A 24,737-nucleotide genomic window follows, 5' to 3' on the forward strand; every position below is an offset into this window, starting at 1 on the left:
GACGAGACGCCCCTGTCCGGTGAGACCGGGTTCACCCGCCACTCCCTGCGGGGGCGACCCTGCACCCCCCAAACGTGCCCCCTGACCCCCGGCTGCGTCGGTACCTGCCCCTGTGACCCTGACCGGTCGGGGGTGGTTCCGTCGCTGCCGCTGTCTTCTCTCTGCGGGGTTCGGGGGCCTCCGGGCTCACCTCCTCGGGAGCGGCGGACGAGACGCCCCTGTCCGGTGAGACCGGGTTCACCCGCCACTCCCTGCGGGGGCGACCCTGCACCCCCCAAACGTGCCCCCTGACCCCCGGCTGCGGTAGTGACCGCCGGTGTGACCCTGACCGTTGTCAACGGGCGAAGAACGCACACCCCCGGACTCCCCGTGAGAGCCCCACCACCGGATTCGCTCAAGGCGGTTCTGCCGGTGAGTAGCTCCGTGTGAGGACTCGACCTACCCGAGGTCGGTTGCGAGCCAAAGGGGCGCGTCGAGTTGTCGTGGCCGTCGCGCGGAGATCGCGAGGAACGAGCGATCGAGCACGTCGGACGCGAGAATCTCGACTAAAGCGCCCCGGAGGCGAGCAACCGCAAAAAATTACAGCGCGCCAGCGCCGGCGCGGGCGAATTCTTCGTCCTGGGCGCCGCTCGGGGCGCCCGCGACGCCGATGCCCGCGATGGGGGCGCCCTTGGCCTGGATCGGGGTGCCGCCCGGGAGGAAGAGGGTGCCGGGGATGTCCTTGAGGTTGGGGGTGGATTCGAGCCGCTTGACCAGTTCGGAGGTGGGCGCGTTCCAGGAGACGGCGGTGAATGCCTTCTTCTCGGCCGACTCGTAGGACTGCGGGCCCGCGCCGTTGCCGCGGAGGGTGACGAGGGTGTTGCCGTTGCGGTCGACGACGGCGACGGTGACTCGCTGTCCGGCTCGCTCGGCGGCGTCGAGGGCGGCCTGGGCGGCGCGGGAGGCGGCGTCGATCGTCAGGTGGGTGGTCTGCTGGAGGTGCCGGCTGGAGGTGTCGGTCTTCACGGCGGCGCGGGACTCGGCGGCCGGGGTGGAGGCGCTCGCCGACACGGCTCCGAAGGTGCCCGCGCCGAGCGCGGCGGCGGCGACGGCACCAGTGAGGACGCGGGCGCGCAGGGTCATCTTCTTCATGATCGTTGGCTCCTGTGAGCTGGGTTCCTGTGGTCGCTGAGACCTTCTGCCATCGATCCTCAGGTCTGGTGCGGGCCCTCGCCGTCGTCGTACTGGCTGCGTCGCCCAGGCATCATGGAGGAGGGCCGGGTCAGCCGAACGGTTGATGCGGCGCTGGCCCGCCCGGGTCACCATGCGGAGAAGGGCCTGGTGAGAGTCGCTTCCGCCGTTCTCTCCGTACGCCCCGCCGGATCCCTTCCGTCCACCGTGCCGTTCCGCCAGGAGACCGACCATGCCCGACCGTGTTCCCGTCCGGGACCGGGGCGCCGTTCCCGTCCGGGAGGAGCGGGGCGCCGACCGGGAGACCCGCTGGCTCGACACGGTCATGAACACCGCGTTCCTGGCCCTGCTCGCCGGGTCGCTGCTGCGCTATCTGATCAACCACCCGGATAACCCCCGGGTGCCATGGGTGATCGGGCTGAGTGTGACGCTGGCCGTGTTCCAGCTCGCCGGTCACCGGCTGGCCGCGCGGTACGCGCGGGCCGATCTGGTGCGGCTCGCGCTGGTGGTGGGCTGTTATGTGGTGATCGTGCTGCTGGCGCCGAGCTTCGCCTGGTGCGCGGTGCCCCTGATCTACACCGGGCTGCGCTCGCTGCCGACCCGGGCCGCCGTGACGCTGGTCGGGGTGCTCTGTGTGCTGGTGGTGATCGCGGAGTGGCGGCTGCGGGACGGTCTCGACCCCAATCTCTTTCTGCTGCCCCCGGCGGTGACCGTGCTCGCCACGACGGTCTTCATCCACACCCGGCGCCAGGCCGAGCGGCTCCAGGCCCTGGTCGACGATCTCCTCGCCACCCGGCGCGAGCTGGCCGCCACCGAGCGGCGCGAGGGCGCGCTCGCCGAGCGGGAGCGGCTGTCGATGGAGATCCACGACACCCTGGCGCAGTCGCTCTCCAGCCAGCAGATGCTGCTCCAGGCCGCCGAGCGCACCTGGGACAGCGATCCGGCGCGGGCCCGGGGCCATGTCCGTACCGCCGAGTCGATCGCGGACCGCAGCCTGGCGGAGGCCCGGCGTTTCGTCCACGATCTGGCGCCCGCCGATCTGGCGGAGGGCGGTGGCCTGGCGCAGGCGCTGCGCGTGCTCGCCGAGCGCGAGTCGGCGGAGGGTTTCCGGGTCCGTCTCCATGTGGACGGTGCTCCGGTCGCCCCTCTGCCGGACCGGGTGCAGTCGGCGCTGCTGCGGATCGCCCAGGGCGCGCTCGCCAACGTACGGGAGCACGCCGCCGCCACCACGGCCGCGCTGACCCTCAGCCATCTGGACGATCAGGTGGTCCTCGATATCGCCGACGACGGCCGGGGCTTCACGCCCACCGCCGGGGGCGGCCGGGGCGGGGTCCGTGGCCATGGTCTGGCGGCGATGCGGGCCCGGCTGCGGCAGCTCGGCGGGGTGCTGACGATCGAGTCCGCGCCCGGTGAGGGCACGGTGGTCTCGGCGGCCGTACCGCTCGCCCCGCTGCCCCCGTCGTCCCCCGTGCCGGTTTCTCCCGTGCCTGTCTCTCCCGTGAAGGCGGACTGAATGACCCCCGTACCGTCCGTACGGATCCTGCTCTGTGATGATCACGCCGTGGTCCGCGCCGGTCTGCTCGCCCTGCTCGGCAGCGAACCCGACATCGAGGTGGTCGGCGAGGCGGGCAGTGGTGAGGAGGCGGTCGCGATGGCCGCCAAGCTGGCGCCGGACGTGGTGCTGATGGATCTCCAGCTCGGCCCCGGTATCGACGGGGTGGAGGCGACCCGCCGTATCGCGTCCGGGACGACCCATGTCCTCGTCCTGACGACGTACGACACCGACGCGGACATCACCCGCGCCATCGAGGCGGGCGCCACCGGCTATCTGCTGAAGGCCGAACGCCCGGAGGAGCTCTTCACCGCCATCCGCGCGGCGGCGGCGGGCCGCACCACGCTCTCCGCGCCGGTCGCCAGCCGGGTCATGGACCGGATGCGGGGCACCGGGCGCCCCTCCCTGACCGAGCGCGAGACGGACATCCTCCAGCAGCTCTCCCGGGGGCTCTCCAACCGGGAGATCGCCCGCGCGCTGTTCATCAGCGAGGCGACGGTCAAGACCCATCTCGGGAGGATCTACGCGAAACTGGGCGTGGATACCCGGGCGGGCGCGGTCTCCGTGGCGAACGAGCGGCGTCTGCTGTCCTGAGCCCCGCCCTGCGCCGGGGCGTTCCCCGCCGCTTCCGCGCGTACGGAGACGGGGCGGGCGGCCGTACGGAGACCCGGCGCGCACCCGTACGGAGCCGGGCCCGCGCACGGACCCCGTGGGCCGGGCAGAGGGACGGCGCGCGGGAGTGCGGAGAGGGCGTGGGAGCATCAGGAGGTGCTCGACATCGGCTACTCGCTCTCCCACCGCTTCCCCGACCCCCCGCAGACGGACTACCGGCGCGCGGACGTCCACGCCCTGCGCCACGACCTCTTCTGCGGCGATGTGTACCTCGCGGACACCAAGGCCGACCGTGAGGTCGCCACGGCCTGGGGCTGGGTCCCGGTGCTCGACTTCGCCTGGGCGCTCTGCGACATCGTCGAGCGGATCGACCGTGACCCGCTGGGCAGCCGCGCGGCGAAGCCGCAGTACGCGGAGCTGGACTTCACCGAGTCCGCCGACCGGATGCTCTTCGAGCGGCGGTTCGGGTGGGTGGACGTGGAGGCGGACTGGATGCCGGGGAGTGAGCCCCCGCTGACCTTCTCCCACACCGAGCTGCGGCGCGAGGCCCGGGACTTCCTGCACGACCTGGTGGCGGATCTGACCGATCTGCACGAGGACCTCGCGGACAACCCGGCGATCTGGGACATCCAGGCCCGCTTCCCCCGCCTCTGAGTACGACCCGGCTCTCCGTACGGTCCGGCTCTGAGCCCCGGCCCGCCTCTCGTACGGCCCGGCTCTCCGTACGGTCCGGCTCTGAGCCCCGGCCCGCCGCCGGGGCCTTCCCGCGCGTTCGGACGGGCACTCCCGGCGGGGGGGCGGCCCTTACGCCCGCCCCAGCTCCGCCAGCGCCTCGTCCGTCAGCCGGTACACCGTCCACTCGTCCTGCGGGCGCGCGCCCAGCGACTCGTAGAAGGCGATGGACGGGGTGTTCCAGTTCAGTACGGACCATTCCAGCCGCTCGTACCCGCGCGCCACACAGACCCGGGCCAGCTCGGTGAGCAGGGCCTTGCCATAGCCGCCGCCCCGGTGCCCGGGGCGGACGTACAGGTCCTCCAGATAGAGGCCCGACACCCCGCGCCAGGTCGAGAAGTTCAGGAACCACAGGGCGAAACCCGCCACCTCGCCGCCGTCGGTCTCGGCGATATGCGCGTACGCGGCGGGATGATCGCCGAAGAGGGCCTGGTGGAGCTGGTCCTGGGTGGCGCGGGCCTCGTCGGCGGCCTTCTCGTACTCGGCCAGCTCACGGATCATGCGGTGGATCTCGGGGACGTCGGACGGCAGCGCTGCACGGATCATGGGGTCAGCATGCGGCGCCCGCGCTCACCTGGCCAGAAGCGTCCGAGCGATGGACACCTCCTCCTTCCAGAGCGGTTCCTCGTCCGCGATGTGCCACAGGCCGTTCTGGAGGATCCGGGCGAGGGTCCAGGCCCGGGCGCGGTCCCGGTCGAGCGCCAGGACCTCGGTCATCAGGTCGAACCGCCAGTCGGTCCCGGCCGGGTCGAACCGGTTCATCAGCGCCGGGAACAGCTCGAAGCCGGGGTCACCGGCGAGTGGTTTGGGGTCGATCGCCAGCCAGGGCTCCCGCCCGGCGGCCAGCACGTTGCCGTAGTGCAGGTCCCAGTGGAGCAGGGCGTCCCCCGACTCGTCCGCCACCTCGCGCACGGCCGCCGCGCAGTCCTTCAGAAGCCCGCGTTCGTCGGCGTCGGGGTGGGTGGCGATCACGGTGGGCGCGGCGGTGAGCAGCCGGGCGGTGAGGTCGCCGAGGCGGCGCAGTCCGGGCGGGGCGGTGCGGGCGGTGAGCCGGGCCATCAGCCCGGCGAGGACCGGCAGTGCCTCCCGTACCCCGGGGACGTCGTTGAGCGAGCGGCCCCCGTCGAGCCACTCCAGCAGCAGGGTGTTGGTCTCCTCGTCCCGGGCGAGCAGACGGGCGGCGCCGTCGCCGTCCCAGGCGCGCAGCCCGTCCCCCTCGCCCGCGTTCTCGTCGTCGATCCGCTGGAGCTTGAGGGCGGCGCGGGTGCCGTCCGCGCGGACCACCGGCAGGACGAGCGCGCCCCAGCCGTGCATCGGGGCGCCCGCCGGCCGAAGCTCCCAGCGCCTCAGGAAGCGCTCCGCCCGTCGGGGCAGTTCGGCGAGGAAGGCGCGTCCGGCCTCCCCTCCGTATCTGCGCTGGACGTCCGTGAACTCCTCCGGTATCTCGATCACGCCCGCGATCGTATGGACACAGTGCCGATCGGCGCTCCGGTTTTCCGTGCCGTACGCCCACGGCAGGAGGGCACGTCCTCGCCTACAGTCGTCGCCACGCGCCGTCGATCAGCCCCGGGCGGCGTTCGGGCACCCTTCCGACCAGCAGGGACATCCACACATGACCACGCGCACCGTCAACGGCGGCATCTCGTACTGGTTCGCGCGGGACGGCCTCGCCCTCCCCCGTGAGCCGCTCTCCGGTGACCGGACGGCGGACGTCTGCGTCGTCGGCGGCGGCTACACCGGTCTGTGGACGGCGTACTACCTGAAGAAGGCGGCGCCCGAGCTGTCCATCACCGTGCTGGAGGCCAACTTCTGCGGCTACGGCGCCTCGGGGCGCAACGGCGGCTGGCTCTACAACGGCATCGCGGGCCGCGACCGGTACGCCGCGCTGCACGGCCACGAGAGCGCCCAGCGCCTCCAGCGGGCCATGAACGACACCGTCGACGAGGTCATCCGGGTCACCGAGGCGGAGGGCATCGACGCCGACCTCCACCGGGGCGGGGTCCTCGAAGTCGCCCGCACCCCGGCCCAGGCCGCCCGGCTGCGCGCGTTCCACGACGCCGAGGTGGCCTTCGGCGAGACGGACCGCGAACTGTACGGGGCACGGGAGACCGCCGCCCGGATCCATGTCAACGGCGCCGTCGCCGGGACCTGGACCCCGCACGGCGCCCGGATCCAGCCGGTGAAGCTGGTCAAGGGCCTCGCGGCGACCGTCGAGGCGCTCGGGGTGACCATCCACGAGTCGACCCCGGTGACCGAGATCCGGCCCCGGCACGCGGTCACTCCGTACGGGACGGTCCGCGCGCCCTACATCCTGCGCTGCACCGAGGGGTTCACCTCCTCCCTCAAGGGGCAGCGCCGCACCTGGCTGCCGATGAACTCCTCCATGGTCGTCACCGAGCCACTGCCCCTGGAGTTCTGGGCGTCGACCGGCTGGGACGGCCGCGAGACCCTCGGCGACATGGCCCACGCCTATCTCTACGCCCAGCGCACGGCCGACGACCGGATCGCCATCGGCGGCCGGGGCGTCCCCTACCGCTACGGCTCCCGCACCGACCACGACGGCCACACCCAGCCCGCGACCGTGCGGGCCCTGCGCGAACTGCTCGTCCGGCTCTTCCCCCGGGCGGCGGGGGTCCGTATCGACCATGCCTGGTCGGGGGTGCTCGGCGTGCCGCGCGACTGGTGCGCCACGGTGACACTCGACCGGTCCACGGGCCTGGGCTGGGCGGGCGGCTATGTCGGCTCGGGCGTCGCCACGGCCAATCTGGCGGGGCGCACGCTGCGCGATCTGATCCAGCGGGACTCGGGACGGGAGGAGGAGACGGAGCTGACCGGGCTGCCCTGGGTGGGGCACCGGGTCCGCACCTGGGAACCGGAGCCGCTGCGGTGGCTGGGGGTGCGGGCGATGTACGCGGCGTACCGGGGCGCGGACCGGCGCGAGTCCCGGGGCCACTCGGCGGCGACGGACCGGGTGGCGCGGCTGGCGGACCGGGTGGCGGGGCGGCACGGCTGAGGCCTGGGGAGGGGGGCGAGCGGGCGAAGCCGAGCGCATGGAGGCGGGTGGCGGGGCGTCCTGAAGGCGGGCGGGGGAACGAAGCCTCAGAACCAGACGGAGGCGAGAGCACGGATCCGAGGGATCCGACAGAGCCGACAGAGCCAAGGGATCCAACGGGGCCAAGGGATCCAGCGGGGCCAAGCAGCGACACGAGCACGGCAGCGAATCCACGGCGTCGAGCGACGGCGTCGAGCGACGGCGGACTCCGCTCACTCCGAGAAGCGTGTGACGCTCCCCCCGAGCGACTCCCACCCCTTGGTCGAGGGCCCCCAGGCCGTCCCCTCCCACCACTTGTGGTGGATCGACGACTCCGCGCCCCGGACGAAGAGATCGAGGCGCCCCGGCTCCCAGGACACGACCGACGGCGGACTGGTGCACACCCCGCCGAGGGACTGCCACTCCCGGACCGAGGGGCGCCACCCGCCGCCGTCCCACCAGGTGTGGTGCAGTTCGGAGTCGGTGCCCACCACGAAGACGTCCAGCCGGTTGGGCACCCAGGAGACGGCGGCGGGCGGGCTCGTCGCCGTGCCGCCCAGTGATTCCCAGCCCCGCGCCGACGGTCCCCAGGAACTCCCGTCCCACCATTTGTGATAGATCGCGGAGTCCGTCCCCACGGTGAAGACGTCCAGCCGGTTCGGGCCCCAGGAGACGGCGCCCGGCCGGCCCCGGCAGACTCCGCCGAGGGACTCCCAGCCCTGGGCCGACGGTCCCCAGGCGTGGCCGTTCCACCATTTGTGCCAGAGCGCGGAGTCGGTGCCGACCACGAAGACGTCCAGCCGGTTGGCGCCCCAGGAGACCACGAGCGGAACGCTGGTGGCCGTACCGCCCAGCGATTCCCAGCCCACGGCCGAGGGCCCCCAGGAGTTCCCGTCCCACCATTTGTGGAGGACGGCGGAGTCGGTTCCGGTGACGAACAGGTCGAGTCGGCCCGGCCCCCAGGAGACGGCTTCCGGCGCGCTGGCGCAGACCCCGCCGAGGAACTCCCACTCCCCGGTCGAGGGCCGCCACGCGGTCCCGTCCCACCAGGTGTGGTGGAGCGCCGAGTCGGTGCCCACCGCGAAGACGTCCAGCCGGTCCTGGCCCCAGGCGAGGGAGGTCGGACGGCTGGCGCAGACCCCGCCGAGCGACTGCCACCGGCTCCCCGCGGGGCGCCAGCCGGTCCCGTCCCACCAGGTGTGCAGCAGGGTGGAGTCCGTGCCGACGCCGAAGACGTCCAGCCGGTTCGGGCCCCAGGAGACGGCGGGCCCCGACTCCGGCGACGGCCCGTACATCGCGCGGACGGCGGCGATATCCCCCTCGCTGAGAGCGGTCCGCTGCCCGATGACGACACCGGGGGCGGCCGGGACGAGGGTGTCCTGGCCGTCGCGCGAGAACTCGTTCCGGGGATAGTGCATGATCGAGCCGTAGTCATAGGGGCCGATATCGTCGCCGTCGGCGATCCGCTGATCGAAATTGTGCTCATAACCGGGTGTGATATTCGCCCGGACCACGGTGACGAAGCCGTCGCGGTCCTCCCGGCTCTGTTCATGCCAGAGGCCGACGGTATGCCCGATCTCATGAATGGCGTTACCTATGCCGCAGCCGGGACCGAGGGTGATGCTCTGGCTGCCGCCCTTCCGTCCGATGGCGGAGGAACAACCGCCACCGGATATGAACCGCACATAGTCGGGAAACCGGTGCGCGTTCTCCGTCGTCCGCTGGACGAAACGGATCGGGGTACGGCCCTGCCAGTGCGCGATGGCGTCGTAGACCCGCTGTTGCTGCGGCAGCGCCGTATCGATCTCGAACGGTACGAGCCCACCGGGCCAGCGCGGTTCCCGGCCGACGGCGATGACGGCGGACGCGGGATCACTCGCGCGGGCGGCGAGCTCCTCCGTCCGCCGTTCGACCTCCTCGACCGTACCGAGGACGATGTCCCCCTCGAAGAGCGCGAGCCCGTCGATCTCCACATAACGAACGGACCGGGCCCGGAAACTCACTCCGTCGACCAGACCGGTTCTCACCGACCCGGAAGAACGGAATTCACCCCGCCGTTCTTCCGCCGCACGGATCTCTGTCCCGGACATGGTCACTCCTCCGCCGAGCGGCTCCCCGCCCCACCGATGGGTGCACTATTTCCTGGAACGTACTGGGGGGATATGCCAGCCACAAGGGGAGGCGTGAACGTATGACAACCAGAGAAATCACAGGGGAACTCGCACCCGCCAGCACGCCCCGGCCGCCCCCGCCACTCCTCACCACCCCGCTCGCGTCTCGCCCCCGCCCGACCTGGCGCCCGCCGACCCCTGCCGGGCGGATCCCCCTCGTACGCTCTCGCCCTCGCCCCCCGCCAGCGGATCCGCGCCGGACAGCGGCAGCGCGCCCTGCGCGGCCTTGGTGACGGCGGCCCCGCCGCCCGGCCGGCCCGGCCTGGCCCCCGACGGGCGGGACCGGTGGCGGCGGCGCGACAGGGCGCGCCGGGGTGGTCGCAGCAGCGTGATCAGCCGGACGAGCTGGTGGAAGCAGGCGAGCGCGGCCAGCGGCGGCAGCGCGGCGGCGGCGCCGTCCGCGAGCGTCCTGGGCGCCTGGAGGACACAGAGCACGACGGCGACGGCGGAGAAGAAGAGGACGACGGTCCAGGAGTGCAGCGCGCGCCGACGGTGCAGACAGGCCCGCAGGATGGCGAGGGCGGCCACGGCCCACGGCCCGTAGACGAGTACGGGCCACCAGTCGCCGAGGACGGTCGGGTCACGGCGGTCGGCGATCTGCCAGAGCGGATCGAGGGCGGCGAACACCCCGAGGAGACCGACCACCACACCGATGACGGCGGCCAGGGCGGCGATGGCGCCACTGACCGTCCGGACGAGAACGTTCCGGGAGGCGCGGACGGGCGCGGGACGGCGGTGGCTCGCGGGCGCGGTCTGCGCGGGCGGCTCGTTCGCGGGCCCCGGCCCGTCGAGGATCGACAGCGGTCCGCCGCCCGGCGGGTCCACCGGGGGGCCGAAGCCGGGGATGGTGTCGTACTCGCGCTCCGCCGAACGCTGGAGGAGCTGTTCCAGCTCAGCCGTCAGGTCCCAGGCCGTCTCCAGGGTCTCCATATCGAGCGGAGCGGCCCCGTCCGGCATGGCCGTCTGCGGCTGCCCGGTCGCCGGGTCGAGGGGAGGGTAGGGGCCGGTCCCGGTGTGCGGATCGCGCCACGCGGGGTGCGGATGGGCCTCGGGCCGCGCTCCGGGCCCGTACAGACCATGCGGACCGTGCTGCTCCTCATGCATGGGCACAGCGCTCCACCCGCACACCCCCGCGCACCCCGCCGAGAACACGCCCCCACCGGGCGTCCTCGACCGGTCCACGGCGGGCGTCCCCGTCCCCCTCCGGCGGTACGGCGGACAGGGGCCCGGTCGGCCGTCCCTCCCACCGGAGTCGGCCGTGGTCCGACCGGAACGGGTCGTTCGCACCCCGTTGCGGATCGGCCCCACTGCCGAACGCGTCATCGTGTCCGGAGGGGCCATGTCCGGAGGAGCCATGTCCGGACGGGTCGTCCGTGGGGCGGCCGGGGGGACCGTCCACGGAGCCGGGGACGGACTCCGATGTTCCCCTCGTCCCCCTCGTCCCCCTTCGGGCCGTTGCCGTGTCGGCCACGCGCGAGGCTGCAACCGCGGGTGGGGTCTTTGCTCTCGTCATATTCCGCACAACGAGGTCCGTGCGGCCCTGATGCGCAGCAAATGGGCGATACCGCTACGCCACATGAGGGTTTCTCCATACATGAGATAGATCTTTATGACCAGCTCATGGATATGACCTCACGAGAATGACCGACGGCCCACGGCATGCCGTGGGCCGTACGACGGTGGGCGGGCGGGCCCGGTCCGGGGTCACCGCCGGCGGATTCAGCGCGATATCCCTGGATACCGCGGTGCATCCGCTGACGCCCGCTCGGGCGCCCGAGGGCCGCCAGATTCACGACGGGAATCCCGCCACCCTGTCAAGGGCGCGTGGATCACCCGCGTGGCACGGCCGCTCCCCCGCCCGCCGGGAGCGCCCGCCGCCCGGGCGGGCGGAGACTCAGCCGTCGCCACCCTCCTGGGATCCGCCGTCGCCGTCGCCGTCGCCGCCGCCGTCCCCGCCGTTCCCGGAGCCGCCGTCACCACCGTCACCGGAACCACCGTCACCGGAGCCACCGTTGCCGGAACCGCCGTTGCCGGAACCGCCGTCACCGCCGCCGCCGTCGCCCTGGCCACGGTCGCCATCACCGCCGCCGTCGCCATCACCGCCGTTGCCACGGTCACGGCCCCGCTCCCGGTCACCGTCGCCACGGCCGTTCTCACCGCGACCCTCACCACGGTCCCCGTCCCGGTCCTCACCACCGGAGCGGTCCTTCTCGGGGGTGGCCTCGGGAATGGCCACCTTGGTGAAGGACGGGGCGTCCTCGCCCTCCAGCGCGCCGTTCATCCCGTCGCGCCAGATGGCACCGGGGACATCACCGCCGAAGACCTTGGCCTTGTACTCGCCGCCGATGCGGATGCCGAACATCTCCACCGACTGGGTCGGGCTGCCGACCCAGACGGCACCGGAGAGGTTGGGGGTGTAGCCGACGAACCAGGCGTTGCGCCGACCGTCCGTCGTACCGGTCTTGCCCGCGTTGTCCCGGCCGTCCAGACCGGCCGAGTTGCCGGTGCCCTGGTCGGAGACCACGCCCTTGAGCAGCTCGCTGATGGAGTCGGCGGTCTTCTCGCTCATCGCCTTGGCGCACCGGCTCTTCGGCACGGGCAGGGCCTTGCCCTCGGCCGTGGTGATCGACTCGATGGCGATCGGGGTGCAGTAGGTGCCCCGGTTGGCGAAGGCCGCGTACGCGCTCGCCATGGTCAGCGGGGACATGCCGTTGGAACCGAGGGTGAGCGCCGAGGGCTCCACGGGGAGCTTGGCGCCATTGCCCTGCAAGAGTCCGAGCTTGTTCGTCATACCGACGACCGGGCAGAGACCGATGTCCTCGATCATCTGGACGAAGTAGGTGTTGACGGACTTCGCCATCGCCGTCCGCAGCGGGTACGGCCCGACCTCGCTCTGGAGCTCGTTCTGCACGGTGGCACCGCCACCGTTGCGCCAGTTCTTCCCGCCACAGCTGGCGATACGGTCGGGGTAGGGCATGCGGTACGGGGAGGTGTAGCTCTGGTTCACCGGCCGCCCCTCCTCCAGCGCGGCCGCGGCGACGAACGGCTTGAAGGTCGACCCGACGGGGAAGCCGAAGTTCGAGCCGCCCCGCTTCCGGTCGACCGAGTAGTTGATCTCGCTCTCGTTCTTGCCGAAGCCGTACGGACGCGACTGGCCCATCGCCTGGATCTTGCCGGTGCCGGGCTCGACGATGGTCATGGCCGCGGCGACCTTGTCCGACTTGAAGACATGCTCCTTGACCGACTTCTGGAGCGAGTCCTGCGCCTTCGGGTCCAGGGTGGTCTTGATCGTCAGCCCACCGCGGCTCCAGATCTCCGTCCGCTCCTCCGGGGTCTTGCCGAAGACGGGGTCGGACTGGAAGACCTTGCGCACATAGTCACAGAAGAAGCCCGCGCCCTTGACCGCCGTGATGCAGCCGTTCTTCGGCTTGGACACCTTGAGCTGGATCGGGGTGGCCTTCGCCCGGTCCACCTCCGCCTGGGGCGCGGCGCCGACCTCGGCCATCCGCTGGAGGACGATGTTCCGCCGCTTGGTCGCCGCCTGCGGGGAGTTGACCGGGTCGAACACGCTCGGCGACTGGACCAGCCCCGCGAGCAGCGCGGCCTCCTCCAGCTTCAGATCCTTGGCCGACTTGGAGAAGTAGCGCTTGGAGGCCGCCTCGACACCGTAGGCCTGCTGGCCGAAGAAGGTGATGTTGAGGTAGTTCTCCAGGATCTTCTCCTTGCCGAGCTCCTCCTCGACCTGGATCGCGTACTTCAGCTCGCGGATCTTGCGTCCGGGCGTCTGCTGGGTGGCCTCGGCGAACTTCGCCTGGTCGTTCCCGGCCTCCTCCACGAAGACGTTCTTCACATACTGCTGCGTCAGCGTGGAGGCGCCCTGGGTGACCTCGCCCGAGCGGGCGTTGCTGTTGAGCGCGCGCAGGATGCCCTTGAGGTCGATCGCCCCGTGCTCGTAGAAGCGCGAGTCCTCGATCGCGACGATCGCCTTGCGCATATACGGGGAGATGTCCGTGAGCGGGACGACCGTACGGTCGCGGTAGTAGACCGAGGCGATGGTGTCGCCCTTGGCGTCCAGGATGGTGGTGCGCTGGCTGAGCGGAGGACGCTTCAGATTGGACGGCAGCTCGTCGAACTTACTGGCCATTCCCTTGGCCGCGAGCCCGACCGCCCCCACGGCGGGCAGCGCGATTCCCGCCAGCACCGCTCCCGAGAGCGCGCTGATGCCGAGGAACCTGGCGGCCCGCCCCCTCCCGGAGCGGTCCTTGCCGAAGCGTTTCACTGGCATGAAATAAACCTTTTGCTTAGTTATGGACTTTCTCGGAGGGCGCCCTCCAGGGGAACCCCGGGCTGTCACGGCCGGACAGGCCCCGCTCTCACGTCACGGCGGCCACTCCTCGATCAGATCCCGCACTGTTGAGGAGGCACCACCGGCGGCCCTGGTTCCCGCGACCGGCGAGGTACGGCCGTGGCGACGGCCACCACCGGAACACCCCATCCCGCCACCCCCTCGCACTCCGCCCCCACCCCCGGAGAACGCGCCAGGGGCCACGAAAAGTTGCACCCACCCCCAAGCATCCCCGAAGCCCCACCTCCCCGACCGCCCACCCCCACCCCGACGGACCCCCCACCGGACTCGCCGGCACCACCCACAAACCCCCTCCCAACCAGCCTCACCCGCCCCCACTGAGACTCGAACAGAGACCGGGACCCCCCGCGCCGCCCGCGCCCGCCGCCGACGCCGCATCCTCTGAAACGCAAAGGGCCAGGTCAGAAGAGTTCTGACCTGGCCCTCACCCGAGCCCCCTGTCGGATTCGAACCGACGACCTACGCATTACAAGTCCAATACGAAGGCGGCCCGTTGATGTCGCAAGATCCGGTAGAAGTCGGTCCGTCCTGGTCAGAGAGGGTGACCTGATCAGTTCCGTTCGGCCCGTGCCGCCCCTCCCCAAGGCATCCGGGCTCACCTCGGGCTCACTCTCCACCTCATGAAATGGGTGGTGGGAGACGGTAGAGGGGTGTCCGACATCACATGACGGTGGCCCCGGGGGTACCGACCCCGGGGCCACCCGTACGTCAGCGGGAAGGCGTACGAGGGTCAGCGCTTCACGTCCTGGACGAACGCGCTCCACGCGGCCGCGCCCACCACGACCACGGGGCCGTTCTGCACCTTGCTGTCACGCACCGGCACCGCCCCCGGAACGCCGTCGGCCACCTCCACGCACGCGCCCCCCTCTTGATTGCTGTAGCTGGACCGTCGCCAAGCGGCGGAGCTGTGATCGACTGAAGCGCGCATCCGTTTTGCCCTCCATAGCGGAACGGATCAAGGTCAACGACATGCCCGATGGTAGAGCCTCAGCGGCAAGTTCGTCATAAGAGGTCACGTAGGGCTCAACCAATTTCGGCTCCCGAAAAAGAGTCCCCGTGTCCGCGCCTTCCGTATAAGCGATCCTCGTTTCGTCCGGCAAGGTCACCAGGTGGAGTGATCCGCCCATCGCCCCGTGCTCCCCTGTCTCGAAAGGCAGGACGTGGATCTTCACTTTTGGCAGCTCAGCGGCCTGGAGCAGCGCCCGCAACTGGCTTCGCATCACTTCTGGTCCGCCTACCGGTCGCCGGAGTACCGCCTCATCAAGAATTACCTTCAGAATTGGCGGGTCATCCCCAACAAGGCGTTCCTGTCGCGCCAATCGTTGCGCGACTTGCTCTTCCAGTTTCTCTTTCGTCCGGATCGTCTTACCGAGACGGAGCATTGCGCGCGCATACTCGGGGGTCTGAAGAAGCCCGTGCACTGACTGACCCGCGTAGGCCAGGATCTTGACCGCTCGCTGCTCCGATTCCATGTACTCCTGCGACCACTCCGGGTAGACCTCTCGATAGAGATGTGGCCAGAGGTCGATCAGCAGCCCGTCCGCCCGCAGAACCGTGTCAAGCCGACGAGCCAGGTCCAGTGGCGGGCGAGCGCCCTTGGCTCCCTCGATCTGCGCAATGCGTGTGTTGGCGACGTGCACCAGGGCTCCCAGCGCCGCTTGGGTCAGCCCCGCCGCCGCTCGCGCCCGCTTAACTCGATCGCCGTACAGGGCCGCAAGCGATCTTGACGTGTCGACTCCCAACCCCAACTCCCTTTCTTTACGGCAGGTTTCGTAAACCTGGGACCCCTTCCGGAGGGTACCGGCGCGCCCCCAGGCTGTAACCACAGGCGAACCGCCCCCCACCTCCCCGAGAAGAGGTTGTTGCCATGCCTTGTCCGCCGCCCGACTCCATTGCGAACGCGTGGCCGAACACCGCCCCCGGCGGAACTCTGCTGTACCGGGTGGAGCTGAATGGTCAGCCTCCCGTGTTCATGGTCCCGTTCGGGCTGACGACGAATGGGCATCGCGTGGACGCGGCGCTGACCCTCACCCCGGGCAATCTCCGTGCCCTGTACGAGGACATCAAGGCGGCGCTGTCCGCGACGGAGTCGGAGCCCGCGTTGGTCGCGCCGGGGTTGCGGGCGCCGGAGACGGTCGCCCTGGACGGGGACGACCTGGAGCAGGTGGACGCGGGCGGGGGAAGTGGCGCCCGTCCGGATGTGGCGTCCAGGGATCCGAGGCCGTGATGGGGGCGCACCGGAGGAGTCGGTTAGGTGATGCGGTGGAGGGGTTCCTCTACTGCGCGCTGACCCTGGGGACCTCGGTCGTCCTGGCGGGGGCGGTGCTCCTCCGTACCGAGTGGGTGCCCTCGTTCCTGCCGTAGCGCTCCTGCGGCCCGCAGTCAGGCTCCGGTCCGGTGTCTGTGCCGACGACCGGGACGGGAGCCGCACAGTCGCTTCCCGGCTTTGGATGAGGGGTTGGGGAGCGGCCCGGGGTGCGTGCGGTCCCCGGGGTGGCCCCACCCGCCTTTCTCGCTGAGTGGGTGGGGCCACAGATCCATTGATCCCGTCCGGCAGTGCCGGGCGGTGCATGGGGGGCTCCTGCGGACGGGGGCTCCGGGCGGACGCACTGGGGGTGCTCACACCCGCCCGCCCCGCCCGGTAGCCGCACCACGACCGGGCGGGGCCCTCCCTGACCGCTCACCCCCGAGGTGAGCACGCACGTCCCGGGACTGTGTCCCCGGGGCTGCGGGTGGACTCGGTGGCCACCCCCTTGGGGTTCCGTCTCCACCCACCTTCCGGGAGACGGAACCCCACCCAGGTCCACCGGCTGCCACAACCGGTGATGTGCGGGGCTCGCACTGCCTCCCGCACGGGCGCGGCTCGATTCTGGTCGGGTCCGAGGCGCGCCCACCCGTCCCGCCCGTGGCCGTGAGCCAGCGCCACGGGCGGGGCGGTCTCTCTGACTCGCTCGCCGTCCCCGGTTCACCGGGCGAGCGGGCCCCGGGGATCCGTCACCCCGGGCAGGGGGCGGTAACGCGCTCACCGCCCCGGGCCCCGCCCCCACGCCCGGGGGCGGGGCCCACCTCCATCACCAGCCCCGCGCGCGCGGAAGCCGTCGCGACCGGTCGCACCCCGCAGCGAACCCCGGGTTGGCGGTCAGGGCGTTGGCGCCCTCACACACGCGGGAAGGGCCAGGAACCGGATGGGCTTCTGGTGTTCTGCGGTGAGGGTGCACGGTTCCCACCTCTTAAAGAGGTGGGAACCGTGCGCACCGAGCGCGTGTGGGTGCATGCACCCCCACGTGTAGGTTCTGACCTGCGGCGATGCAGGACCCGTGCACCTGCGTGCGGGGGGACCGTGCGGGTACACGGGGACCGGGTGCGTGTACCCCGGGCGTGTACCCCCGCCGGTCAGACCGCATCGGCACGGGCGAGGTAGTAGCGAGCGGGGTCACCGGAAGCCAGGGGCGCCTTCCTGGTCAGCTTCCCGGTCTTGACCATGCCGTCGAGCTTCCGCCGCGCCTTCTCCTTCTGAGCACGCTCGACCTTCTGTGTCCCGTAAAGCGCTTCTGCCGCGCCGATCACGGTCAGCCCGTGCACCCCACCCATCCTGGCCAGGCCAAGGAGATCCACCGCGTCCTTCACCGATGTCGTTCCCGCCTCATGGTCATGGATGAGGTCGAAGGGCCCCACCTCGTTCACCGGCTGCTTGAGATGCCGGAAGGACACGATCGGGTCTCCCGCCTCACCCCAGAGCATCACCACCGACCCCGCCCCGGACGTGATCCATGTCGACCCGTAGACATCGGCGAGCGTGTTCGGCTTCGCCCCGTTCGGCCCCCGCTTGATCACGTGGTGGTTCTCCAGCACCTGGACGCCTTCGGCGAGCGCCTTTTGCCGGGCGCGGTTGTACGCGGCGCCCACCGCGTCCTCCGCCAGCCCCAGGGCCGCGTCCTTGACGCTGTCGACCACCACTGTGTCCGCCCTCGCCTTGGCGCACAGGGCTGCGAGGATGTCCGGCTGCTTCGCCAGATCGTACGGAGGCGGGCCCTCCCAGACGATCAGCCGGTCGTCCAGGAGCGCGGGGTCATCCCCGGCGAAGATCCGGTGACCGGCCCTCCGGGTCTGCCCCGGTCGGTCCATCGCCAGGAGCAGCACCCGCCGCCCCGGGGCCACCGGGAACCCAAGGACACTGTCCTGGAGCCCCAGCCGCGCCCTGATCAGCTGGTGGGACAGCGTGGTCTTGCCCACCCCCTGGGGCGCGGCGACCAGCAACGCTTCTCCCTCCGCCCATAGGACATCGCTACCCGCCCCCCACACCGTGGGCGGGATGTCCGGCACTTTGTGGAAGAACGCTCCCCCGGGCGTGAACGCGGAGGGAGCGTGCTGCGCCGCGTGCTGGGGTTCGACATCACCCCAGTCAATGTCCACGTGGTCGCTGTCCTCGGCGGGAGCGTCCAGACCTGCGGTCAGGATGTCGCCGGGCGGCACGACATCTTCGTATGCGGTGGTCACCCTCCCTCCCCGCCCGCAGTGAGGTACCGCCCCGGCTGACCCGGAACGGCGACCGGTGGCCACCCCGGAGTAGCGCGAAGCGGACGCGGGACACTGACCTGGCTCCGGTGCCGCGCGGCGCGGATCTCACCGACCGTACGGCGCGCCGCGAGCGCGCGCCCCAGTCGGGCGGCAATGGCATCGGCTCCCCCGATCGCCTCCCGCCACCAGACCTCGGGATCGTGATCCATGAGCCACTCATGGCGTACCCGGTCCGCCTCCGCACGCCGGTACCGCTCCGCCGCTTCCAGCGTGGCCGCGTAGCAGCGCGGATCGCGAGGGCTCAGCCGAAGCCACGCCAACGACCCGTACACGGGCCACTCGGTGACCTCCAGCGCGGCTATCTGCGCCTCCGCCCGCAGACCGGTCACCTCCTCCGCCAACGCCTCCGGAGGGGCGGACGGAACCCGCTCACGATCGTCACCGACGCTCCGCGAGGAGAACATGGCCTACCCCCCTCTCAGGCGCTCTCCAGCAGACGGATGAACCATCGCGACGCGGCGGCGCTCGGCCCCGGGGGCCGTGTCACGACTGAGTGCGGCACCCGTCGCGTGACCCATGGGAGCGCGTTCATGAGCGCCTCTCCGGCACCCCAGACCCGCGCCGGTCCGCGTCAACACCCAAGTAGCGGAGCAGATCCGCGCGGGCGACGCGATAGGCGTTCCCCAGGCGGAGCAGTCTCACGGGGTACTCACCGCGCCGGGCGAGTTCGTACCCCGTGGTCCTCCCCAGGCTCAGGGCGCGGTTCGCGGTCTCCAGGGAGACGCTCACCGGCAGGGCCAGGAGTTCGTCCTGGGTCATGCCTCGCGTGAGGCTCTTCCCCTCGACCTCTATCTGTGATGTCACGTGGCAACTCCTCATCAGTCGTTGCTTCTTCATCACAGAATCACGTCTAGCGCTGTTCGATGTCAATCAATCCAGGTATTGTGATTCTCCATGACAACCGATGACACATGGGCGGCGAGCTTCTCCAAGGCCATCGCCGCACAGGTCCGGCATCACCGAACCGCGCTCGGCATGAGCGCCCAACAACTCTCCGACCGGTGCGCCGAACTGGGGCTCCCCATGGCCCGGTCGGTGCTCGCCAACTTCGAGAGCGGGCGGCGCCCCACCGTCTCCGTACCCGAGTGGCTTGTCCTGGCCAAAGCCCTTGGCGTGGCGCCCGTAGCACTGCTCTGCCCGGTGGCCGAAGAGGGAGAGGTGGAGATCGTGCCCGGTCACGCCATCCCCCCGTACGCGGCCATGCAGTGGGTGACCGGAGAGGGGCCGCTCGCTTACCGGGCGGTCAACGTTCCCGAAGGGGAGTCGCCCTTCGGGGTCTCCTTGGCCGCCATCGAGGAGTGGCAGGACGACCGCGCCGGACTGATGAGCTACCGAGCCTTGGAGGACCTCGTCAAGCACTGGCAGCGCGCCCGGATGCGGGCCCGCGCCTCCATGAAGCACGCCCAACTCCCCGAGACGACGGAGGAGCAGCGCGAGAGCTTGCACGAACGGGCCAGGGAGGAGGACCGGCTCGCCACCTCGTACGAGCCGCACATCCGCCGTGAGCGGGACCGGTTGCGGAAGGACGGTCTGCGCCTGCCGTCGCTCCCCGACCCGCTGACCCACCTGGACGCACCCGTACGGGAGGACTGGCGCTGGCTCACGGAGATGACCAACGTCCGGGGCCACACGAACCCCGATGGCTCCGTCGAATACACAGGCTATGGCGTCGGCCAGGAGCCACTACCGGAGACAGCGGGCGAGCCCGCCGACGAGATCCCAGACGCGCCCCGCGAGAGCGAGGAGGACTCTCAGTGAAAGGTTCGACGTTCCGTCGCTGCGCCTGCCGTAACCCGGCCACGGGCAAACAGTGGGGCCAGTCCTGCCCCAAGTTCTCACAGCGTCGCCACGGCCAATGGAACGTGCGCCAGGAACTCCCGCCCCGCCAGGACGGCACCCGCCGCACCTTCCGCCGGGGTGGATACGAGACCGCCAACAAGGCGCAAGCCGACCTGGACGCCGTCCGCGCCCTCCTCGGCATCCCCGGCAGGGACGACACCGAAGGGCGCACCAGGGTCGGTGATCTCCTGGAGTCCGTCTCGGCCACGCGCGAGCCCCTGCCGGACTACGACGAGACGAAACGGAAGTTCGGCACCGGCCAGTCCCTCACCGCCCATCTCACCGTGGGCGAGTGGCTCGATCTCTGGCTTGCGGGAAAGAAGCGGCTCCGCAAGAGCGGCCACGACCGCTACGCGTGCGATATACGCGTGCACCTCAAGCCCCGCATCGGGCATCTGCGTCTCGACCGGCTCCGCGTCCCCCATCTCGATGAGATGTTCGCCGCGATCAGCGCCACCAACCTGGAGATCCTCGAAGCCAACGCGCTCCGCCGCGAAGCCGTCGCGGAACTGGGACGGACCCGGGGCAGGGGCGCGCGGAGGGGCAAGCGGGAGGCCCTGGCCCTCATGGCGCCCTTCCGGCGCACCACCGGGCCCTCCACCCAGATCCACATCCGTGCCACGCTCAGGGCCGCCCTGAACGACGCGATCCCCCAGGGGATCATCACCTTCAACCCCGCCGCCCATGTCGAGCTGGAGCCCGGAAAGCGGCCCAAGGCCCTCATCTGGACCCCCGACCTGGTGGAGCGGTGGCGCGCGACCGGCGAGAAGCCGTCACCCGTCATGGTGTGGACCCCGGAGCAGACCGGGGCGTTCCTCGACTTCATCGCCGAGGACCGGCTCTACGCGCTCTTCCACCTGATCGCCTTCCGGGGGCTCCGGCGCGGTGAGGCGTGCGGCGTACGGAAGCAGGACATCAACGCCCCGGCCAAGGCGCTCACCATCGCCACCCAGCTCGTCCAGGACGGCTGGGAGGTGCGCGAGAGCGAGCCGAAGACGGACAGCGGCTCCCGCGTGATCGCGCTCGATACCGACACCGCCACGGTCCTGCGGACCCATCTCGCCCGACAGGCAACCGAGCGCCTCGCGTGGGGCGAGGCGTGGCAGGACACCGGCCGCGTCTTCACCCAGGAGAACGGCGAGTGGCTCCACCCGGGCTGGCTCTCCGACCACTTCGAACGGCTCGTGAACCTCAGTGGCCTGCCACCGGTCCGGCTCCACGATCTCCGCCACGGCGCCGCCACCCTCATGCTCGCGGCCGGAGTCGACATCAAGATCGTCTCCGAGACGCTCGGCCACAGTGACACCCGCATCACCCGCGACATCTACCAGAGCGTGCTTCCCGAAGTCGCCGCCGAGGCCGCCGAAGCCACCGCCCGGCTCGTCCCCAGGGCCATCTCCCGCACCGAAGGGCTCACCTCGGGCTCACCCACCCCCGACCAGCCCACCCCAACACCCGCCACCAACACCCCTGGAAACGAGAAACCCCCAGGTCACAACGTGTATGACCTGGGGGCTCACCCGAGCCCCCTGTCGGATTCGAACCGACGACCTACGCATTACAAGTGCGTTGCTCTGGCCAGCTGAGCTAAGGAGGCAGCCACAGCAGTGTAACCAACCCCGCCCCCGGCCCCACGGGGAATCTCGTTCCCATCCCGTTACTGACAGACGAGAAAACGCCAGGTAGCGTCGCCTCCAACCCACTCAGGTGGACTACACCAATCCTTTACTCGGATCGTCCGGCACGTTCCTGCCGGTGAAGGGAAACACCTCCATGGCTACCGTCACGTTCGACAAGGCGACCCGGATCTACCCGGGCTCGGAGAAGCCCGCCGTCGACCAGCTCCAGATCGACATCGCGGACGGCGAGTTCCTCGTCCTCGTCGGCCCCTCCGGCTGCGGCAAGTCCACCTCGCTGCGGATGCTCGCCGGGCTTGAGGATGTCAACGGCGGCGCCATCCGCATCGGCGACCGCGACGTCACGCACCTGCCGCCGAAGGACCGGGACATCGCCATGGTGTTCCAGAACTACGCGCTCTACCCGCACATGACCGTCGCCGACAACATGGGCTTCGCGCTCAAGATCGCCGGCGTCAACAAGGCGGAGATCCGCAAGAAGGTCGAAGAGGCCGCCAAGATCCTCGACCTCACCCCGTACCTCGACCGCAAGCCGAAGGCGCTCTCCGGCGGTCAGCGCCAGCGTGTGGCGATGGGCCGTGCCATCGTCCGCGAGCCGCAGGTCTTCCTCATGGACGAGCCGCTGTCGAACCTCGACGCCAAGCTGCGTGTCTCCACCCGTACGCAGATCGCGTCCCTCCAGCGCCGTCTCGGCATCACCACCGTCTACGTCACCCACGACCAGGTCGAGGCCCTCACCATGGGCGACCGCGTCGCGGTGCTCAAGGACGGTCTGCTCCAGCAGGTCGACACCCCGCGGAACATGTACGACCGCCCGGCCAACATGTTCGTCGCGGGCTTCATCGGCTCCCCGGCGATGAACCTGGTCGAGGTGCCGATCACCGACGGCGGTGTGAAGTTCGGCAACAGCGTCGTGCCCGTCTCGCGCGAGGCGCTGACGGCCGCCGCCGACCGCGGTGACACCACCGTCACCGTCGGCGTCCGCCCCGAGCACTTCGACGTCCTGGAGCACAACAGCGAGGCCGCCGCCTCCCTCTCCAAGGACTCCAAGGACGCCCCGGCCGGTCTCGCGGTCTCCGTGAACGTCGTCGAGGAGCTGGGCGCCGACGGCTTCGTCTACGGTTCGGCCCAGGTCGGCGGCGAGCACAAGGACCTCGTCGTCCGCGTGGGCGGCCGTGCCGTGCCGGAGAAGGGCGCCGAGCTGCACGTCGTCCCGCGCGTGGGCGAGCTGCACGTCTTCTCGACCTCCACCGGTGAGCGTCTGACCGACTGAGCCCCGCAGCGTCTGAGCCGCTCACGGACCGCACGGTCCACGCACCGGGCGGCTCACCGGCTGGGCACCATGCGCCCCTGACGGGTGCGTGATCCTCCGCAGTGGCCCCGCGCGTCTCGCGCGGGGCCACTCGCATATCCGGCCAAAGCCCCTCACTCGTCCGGCATTTCAGGACATGACGTCAACCCATGATTCGAAAGAGTTCATCGAACCATCCCCCACCAGAGTGACTGAATGTCTCCAAATCATCACTGCCCGCTACAGTCGCCCCCGTGACCCACACAGCACGCCGAATCGGCCGCACCCTCGCCCTCGTCCTGCCCGTCGTCCTGGTGCTCTCCGGAACCCTCGCGGTCACCAGCGTCCCGTGGGCGGGCCAGTCCCGTGAGACCCAGCTGCTCACCACCTCCTCCCAGAACGTCTCCGTGCGCGCCACGTCGCGCGCCCCCCAGGACGTCCTGCGCGACAAGCTCCTCACCGAACTCCAGGAGAAGGACCCTGGCGTCGCCCTGACCCACCTCCAGAGGGTCGTGGAGTCGCGCCCCTCCCTCGCCCAGCACTGCATGTCCATCGCCCGCGCGCTCGGCCAGGCCGCCGTCGACCGCTTCGGCCCCACCCGCGCCCAGAGCTACTCGAAGCCCGTCTGCGACACCTCGTTCGCGTACGGAGTCGCGCAGCGCACCCAGGGGAGCTGATCCGCCTCCCGCGACCGGCGCCGCATATCGTTCACGGCATGCATACGCCTACGTATCCGACGCAGGCCGTGATCCTGGCGGGCGGCCAGGGCTCACGGTTGCGCCCGTACACCGACGACCGCCCCAAGCCGATGGTCGAGATCCCGGGGACCGGGACCCCGATCATCGGCCACCAGCTGTCCTGGCTGGCAGCCGAGGGCGTGACCGACGCCGTCATCTCCTGCGGCCATCTCGCCGATGTTCTCCAGAGCTGGCTGGAGACCGCCGATCTGCCGCTGCGCGTCACCACGGTCGTCGAGAACGAGCCGCTCGGCCGCGGCGGTGGCCTCAAGTACGCCGCCGCCCGGCTGCCCCGGCCCGACCTCCCCTGGTACGCCACCAACGGCGACATCTGGACCCGCTTCTCGCTGCGCGAGATGGCCGCCTTCCACGCCGAGCGCGACGCCACCGCCACGCTCGCCCTCGCCCGTCCCCGGATCCCCTGGGGCGCCGTCGAGACCGACGCCTTCGGTCACATCACCGACTTCATCGAGGCGCCGCCGTCGCCCTACCTCATCAACGCGGGCGTGTACGTCTTCTCCGCGGCCTTCACCGGCCTCCTGCCCGACCAGGGCGACCACGAGCGCACCACCTTCCCCGGACTCGCCCGGGAACGCCGTCTCGCGGGCTACCCCCTGCCGAATGGCGCGTACTGGCGCGCCATCGACACCGCCAAGGACCTCACCGAGGCGGCGAAGGAACTGGCCGATCGCTGATCGCCGCGCCGTGGCCCGGTGCTCTCGTCACGCGACACCTCACAGCCCCTGAGGACACCCGGGATCATCACGCGCACCCCTGGTCGTGCCGTCAAACCCCCGCCTGCCCGCCGTGCCCTGGCACGCGCTGTCTCCCCCCAGCGGCCCAGGAGGCTGGGCAGCCCCCGCTGGGGTCCCTGTGGCGACAGCCCCCAGGAAGCGCGTCGTGGCCCTGTGCGCCCCACAGAGACGCGCGTGCCGCGCCGAGGCCCGGAGGGAGAACCTCGGCGCGTTCCCGGCCTCTCCGAGGACCCGTGCGACATATGAAGAGGCGGCCACCGCTGACC

General features: G+C 70.9%; 20 protein-coding genes, 1 tRNA gene and 1 pseudogene. 10 read left to right on the forward strand and 12 right to left on the reverse strand.

Translation table 11 applies throughout. From position 1 onward, the window contains the following. Nucleotides 1–579 precede the first annotated feature (579 nt). Nucleotides 580–1,131 carry a heme-binding protein gene (locus tag ACFVIM_RS05775; protein WP_384298929.1) on the reverse strand — a complete coding sequence of 184 codons (552 nt, stop codon included), beginning with the start codon at nt 1,129–1,131 and terminating at the stop codon, nt 580–582. A gap of 271 nt (nt 1,132–1,402) precedes the next feature. On the opposite strand from ACFVIM_RS05775, the gene ACFVIM_RS05780 reads away from it, so the two are divergent. The 3 genes from ACFVIM_RS05780 (at nt 1,403) to ACFVIM_RS05790 (ending at nt 3,988) form a co-directional block, all read left to right on the forward strand. Beyond that, nucleotides 1,403–2,683, forward strand: a complete 1,281-nt coding sequence (locus tag ACFVIM_RS05780; RefSeq protein WP_384298931.1) for a sensor histidine kinase — start codon at nt 1,403–1,405, stop codon at nt 2,681–2,683. Continuing rightward, nucleotides 2,684–3,316 (forward strand): response regulator, encoded by a 633-nt coding sequence (locus ACFVIM_RS05785; RefSeq protein ID WP_384298933.1) that lies wholly within the window; start codon nt 2,684–2,686, stop codon nt 3,314–3,316. A 174-nt stretch (nt 3,317–3,490) separates the two neighbouring features. Continuing rightward, nucleotides 3,491–3,988: a hypothetical protein gene (locus ACFVIM_RS05790; protein ID WP_384298936.1), complete on the forward strand. Its 498-nt coding sequence runs from the start codon at nt 3,491–3,493 to the stop codon at nt 3,986–3,988. 150 nt (nt 3,989–4,138) lie between these two features. Here ACFVIM_RS05790 and ACFVIM_RS05795 read toward each other — a convergent pair whose 3' ends face one another. Both ACFVIM_RS05795 and ACFVIM_RS05800 read right to left on the reverse strand, forming a co-directional pair. Next, nucleotides 4,139–4,612: a GNAT family N-acetyltransferase gene (locus ACFVIM_RS05795; RefSeq protein ID WP_384298938.1), complete on the reverse strand. Its 474-nt coding sequence runs from the start codon at nt 4,610–4,612 to the stop codon at nt 4,139–4,141. A gap of 24 nt (nt 4,613–4,636) precedes the next feature. Beyond that, nucleotides 4,637–5,527 carry an aminoglycoside phosphotransferase family protein gene (locus ACFVIM_RS05800; RefSeq protein ID WP_384298973.1) on the reverse strand — a complete coding sequence of 297 codons (891 nt, stop codon included), beginning with the start codon at nt 5,525–5,527 and terminating at the stop codon, nt 4,637–4,639. 151 nt (nt 5,528–5,678) lie between these two features. Here ACFVIM_RS05800 and ACFVIM_RS05805 point away from each other — a divergent pair, with 151 nt between their 5' ends. Beyond that, complete coding sequence (locus ACFVIM_RS05805) at nt 5,679–7,079, forward strand: NAD(P)/FAD-dependent oxidoreductase (protein ID WP_384298940.1); 1,401 nt, start codon at nt 5,679–5,681, stop codon at nt 7,077–7,079. A 251-nt stretch (nt 7,080–7,330) separates the two neighbouring features. Here the strand turns inward: ACFVIM_RS05805 and legP are convergent, their stop codons facing one another. From legP to ACFVIM_RS05830, 5 genes are all read right to left on the reverse strand, one after another. After that, nucleotides 7,331–9,187 (reverse strand): Dot/Icm T4SS effector Zinc-dependent metalloprotease LegP, encoded by a 1,857-nt coding sequence (gene legP, locus ACFVIM_RS05810; protein ID WP_384298943.1) that lies wholly within the window; start codon nt 9,185–9,187, stop codon nt 7,331–7,333. Nucleotides 9,188–9,355: 168 nt separating this feature from the next. Then, the gene (locus tag ACFVIM_RS05815) at nt 9,356–10,372 is read right to left on the reverse strand and encodes a hypothetical protein (protein WP_384298944.1); all 1,017 of its coding nucleotides are present in this window, start codon (nt 10,370–10,372) and stop codon (nt 9,356–9,358) included. Between the two features lie 790 nt (nt 10,373–11,162). Beyond that, a complete protein-coding gene (locus tag ACFVIM_RS05820; protein WP_384298946.1) occupies nt 11,163–13,553 on the reverse strand; it encodes a transglycosylase domain-containing protein in 2,391 nt (796 codons plus the stop codon). An 811-nt stretch (nt 13,554–14,364) separates the two neighbouring features. Next, complete coding sequence (locus tag ACFVIM_RS05825; RefSeq protein ID WP_384298949.1) at nt 14,365–14,487, reverse strand: DUF397 domain-containing protein; 123 nt, start codon at nt 14,485–14,487, stop codon at nt 14,365–14,367. Beyond that, entirely contained in the window at nt 14,444–15,376 is a 933-nt protein-coding gene (locus ACFVIM_RS05830; protein ID WP_384298951.1) for a Scr1 family TA system antitoxin-like transcriptional regulator, read from the reverse strand. Before ACFVIM_RS05830 ends, ACFVIM_RS05825 begins: the two co-directional genes overlap by 44 nt. Nucleotides 15,377–15,576: 200 nt before the next feature. Here ACFVIM_RS05830 and ACFVIM_RS05835 point away from each other — a divergent pair, with 200 nt between their 5' ends. Then, nucleotides 15,577–15,861 (forward strand): hypothetical protein, encoded by a 285-nt coding sequence (locus tag ACFVIM_RS05835; protein WP_384298952.1) that lies wholly within the window; start codon nt 15,577–15,579, stop codon nt 15,859–15,861. 1,166 nt (nt 15,862–17,027) lie between these two features. Here the strand turns inward: ACFVIM_RS05835 and ACFVIM_RS05840 are convergent. The 3 genes from ACFVIM_RS05840 to ACFVIM_RS05850 form a co-directional block, all read right to left on the reverse strand. Next, nucleotides 17,028–18,131: an AAA family ATPase gene (locus tag ACFVIM_RS05840; protein ID WP_384298955.1), complete on the reverse strand. Its 1,104-nt coding sequence runs from the start codon at nt 18,129–18,131 to the stop codon at nt 17,028–17,030. Next, entirely contained in the window at nt 18,128–18,616 is a 489-nt protein-coding gene (locus ACFVIM_RS05845; protein WP_384298957.1) for a hypothetical protein, read from the reverse strand. The genes ACFVIM_RS05840 and ACFVIM_RS05845 overlap by 4 nt, the downstream gene beginning before the upstream one ends. A gap of 124 nt (nt 18,617–18,740) precedes the next feature. Further along, the gene (locus ACFVIM_RS05850) at nt 18,741–18,971 is read right to left on the reverse strand and encodes a hypothetical protein (RefSeq protein ID WP_384298975.1); all 231 of its coding nucleotides are present in this window, start codon (nt 18,969–18,971) and stop codon (nt 18,741–18,743) included. A gap of 135 nt (nt 18,972–19,106) precedes the next feature. Between ACFVIM_RS05850 and ACFVIM_RS05855 the strand changes: the two genes are divergently transcribed. Together ACFVIM_RS05855 and ACFVIM_RS05860 are read left to right on the forward strand one after the other, a co-directional pair. Next, complete coding sequence (locus ACFVIM_RS05855; RefSeq protein ID WP_384298959.1) at nt 19,107–19,970, forward strand: helix-turn-helix domain-containing protein; 864 nt, start codon at nt 19,107–19,109, stop codon at nt 19,968–19,970. After that, nucleotides 19,967–21,439 (forward strand): annotated as a pseudogene (locus ACFVIM_RS05860) (tyrosine-type recombinase/integrase); the annotation flags it as partial. The gene ACFVIM_RS05855 and the pseudogene ACFVIM_RS05860, both read left to right, overlap by 4 nt. Nucleotides 21,440–21,574: 135 nt before the next feature. Here the strand turns inward: ACFVIM_RS05860 and ACFVIM_RS05865 are convergent. Further along, nucleotides 21,575–21,648, reverse strand: a tRNA-Thr gene (locus ACFVIM_RS05865). A gap of 176 nt (nt 21,649–21,824) precedes the next feature. Here ACFVIM_RS05865 and ACFVIM_RS05870 point away from each other — a divergent pair. The 3 genes from ACFVIM_RS05870 (at nt 21,825) to ACFVIM_RS05880 (ending at nt 24,411) form a co-directional block, all read left to right on the forward strand. Next, nucleotides 21,825–22,961, forward strand: coding sequence for an ABC transporter ATP-binding protein (locus tag ACFVIM_RS05870; RefSeq protein ID WP_384298961.1), 1,137 nt, complete (start codon nt 21,825–21,827; stop codon nt 22,959–22,961). Nucleotides 22,962–23,233: 272 nt separating this feature from the next. Next, nucleotides 23,234–23,656, forward strand: a complete 423-nt coding sequence (locus ACFVIM_RS05875; protein WP_384298964.1) for a hypothetical protein — start codon at nt 23,234–23,236, stop codon at nt 23,654–23,656. 38 nt (nt 23,657–23,694) lie between these two features. Further along, nucleotides 23,695–24,411 carry an NDP-sugar synthase gene (locus ACFVIM_RS05880; RefSeq protein WP_384298966.1) on the forward strand — a complete coding sequence of 239 codons (717 nt, stop codon included), beginning with the start codon at nt 23,695–23,697 and terminating at the stop codon, nt 24,409–24,411. Nucleotides 24,412–24,737 lie beyond the last annotated feature (326 nt).

It is taken from the genome of Streptomyces sp. NPDC057638, from assembly GCF_042800315.1.
Lineage (GTDB): Bacteria > Actinomycetota > Actinomycetes > Streptomycetales > Streptomycetaceae > Streptomyces.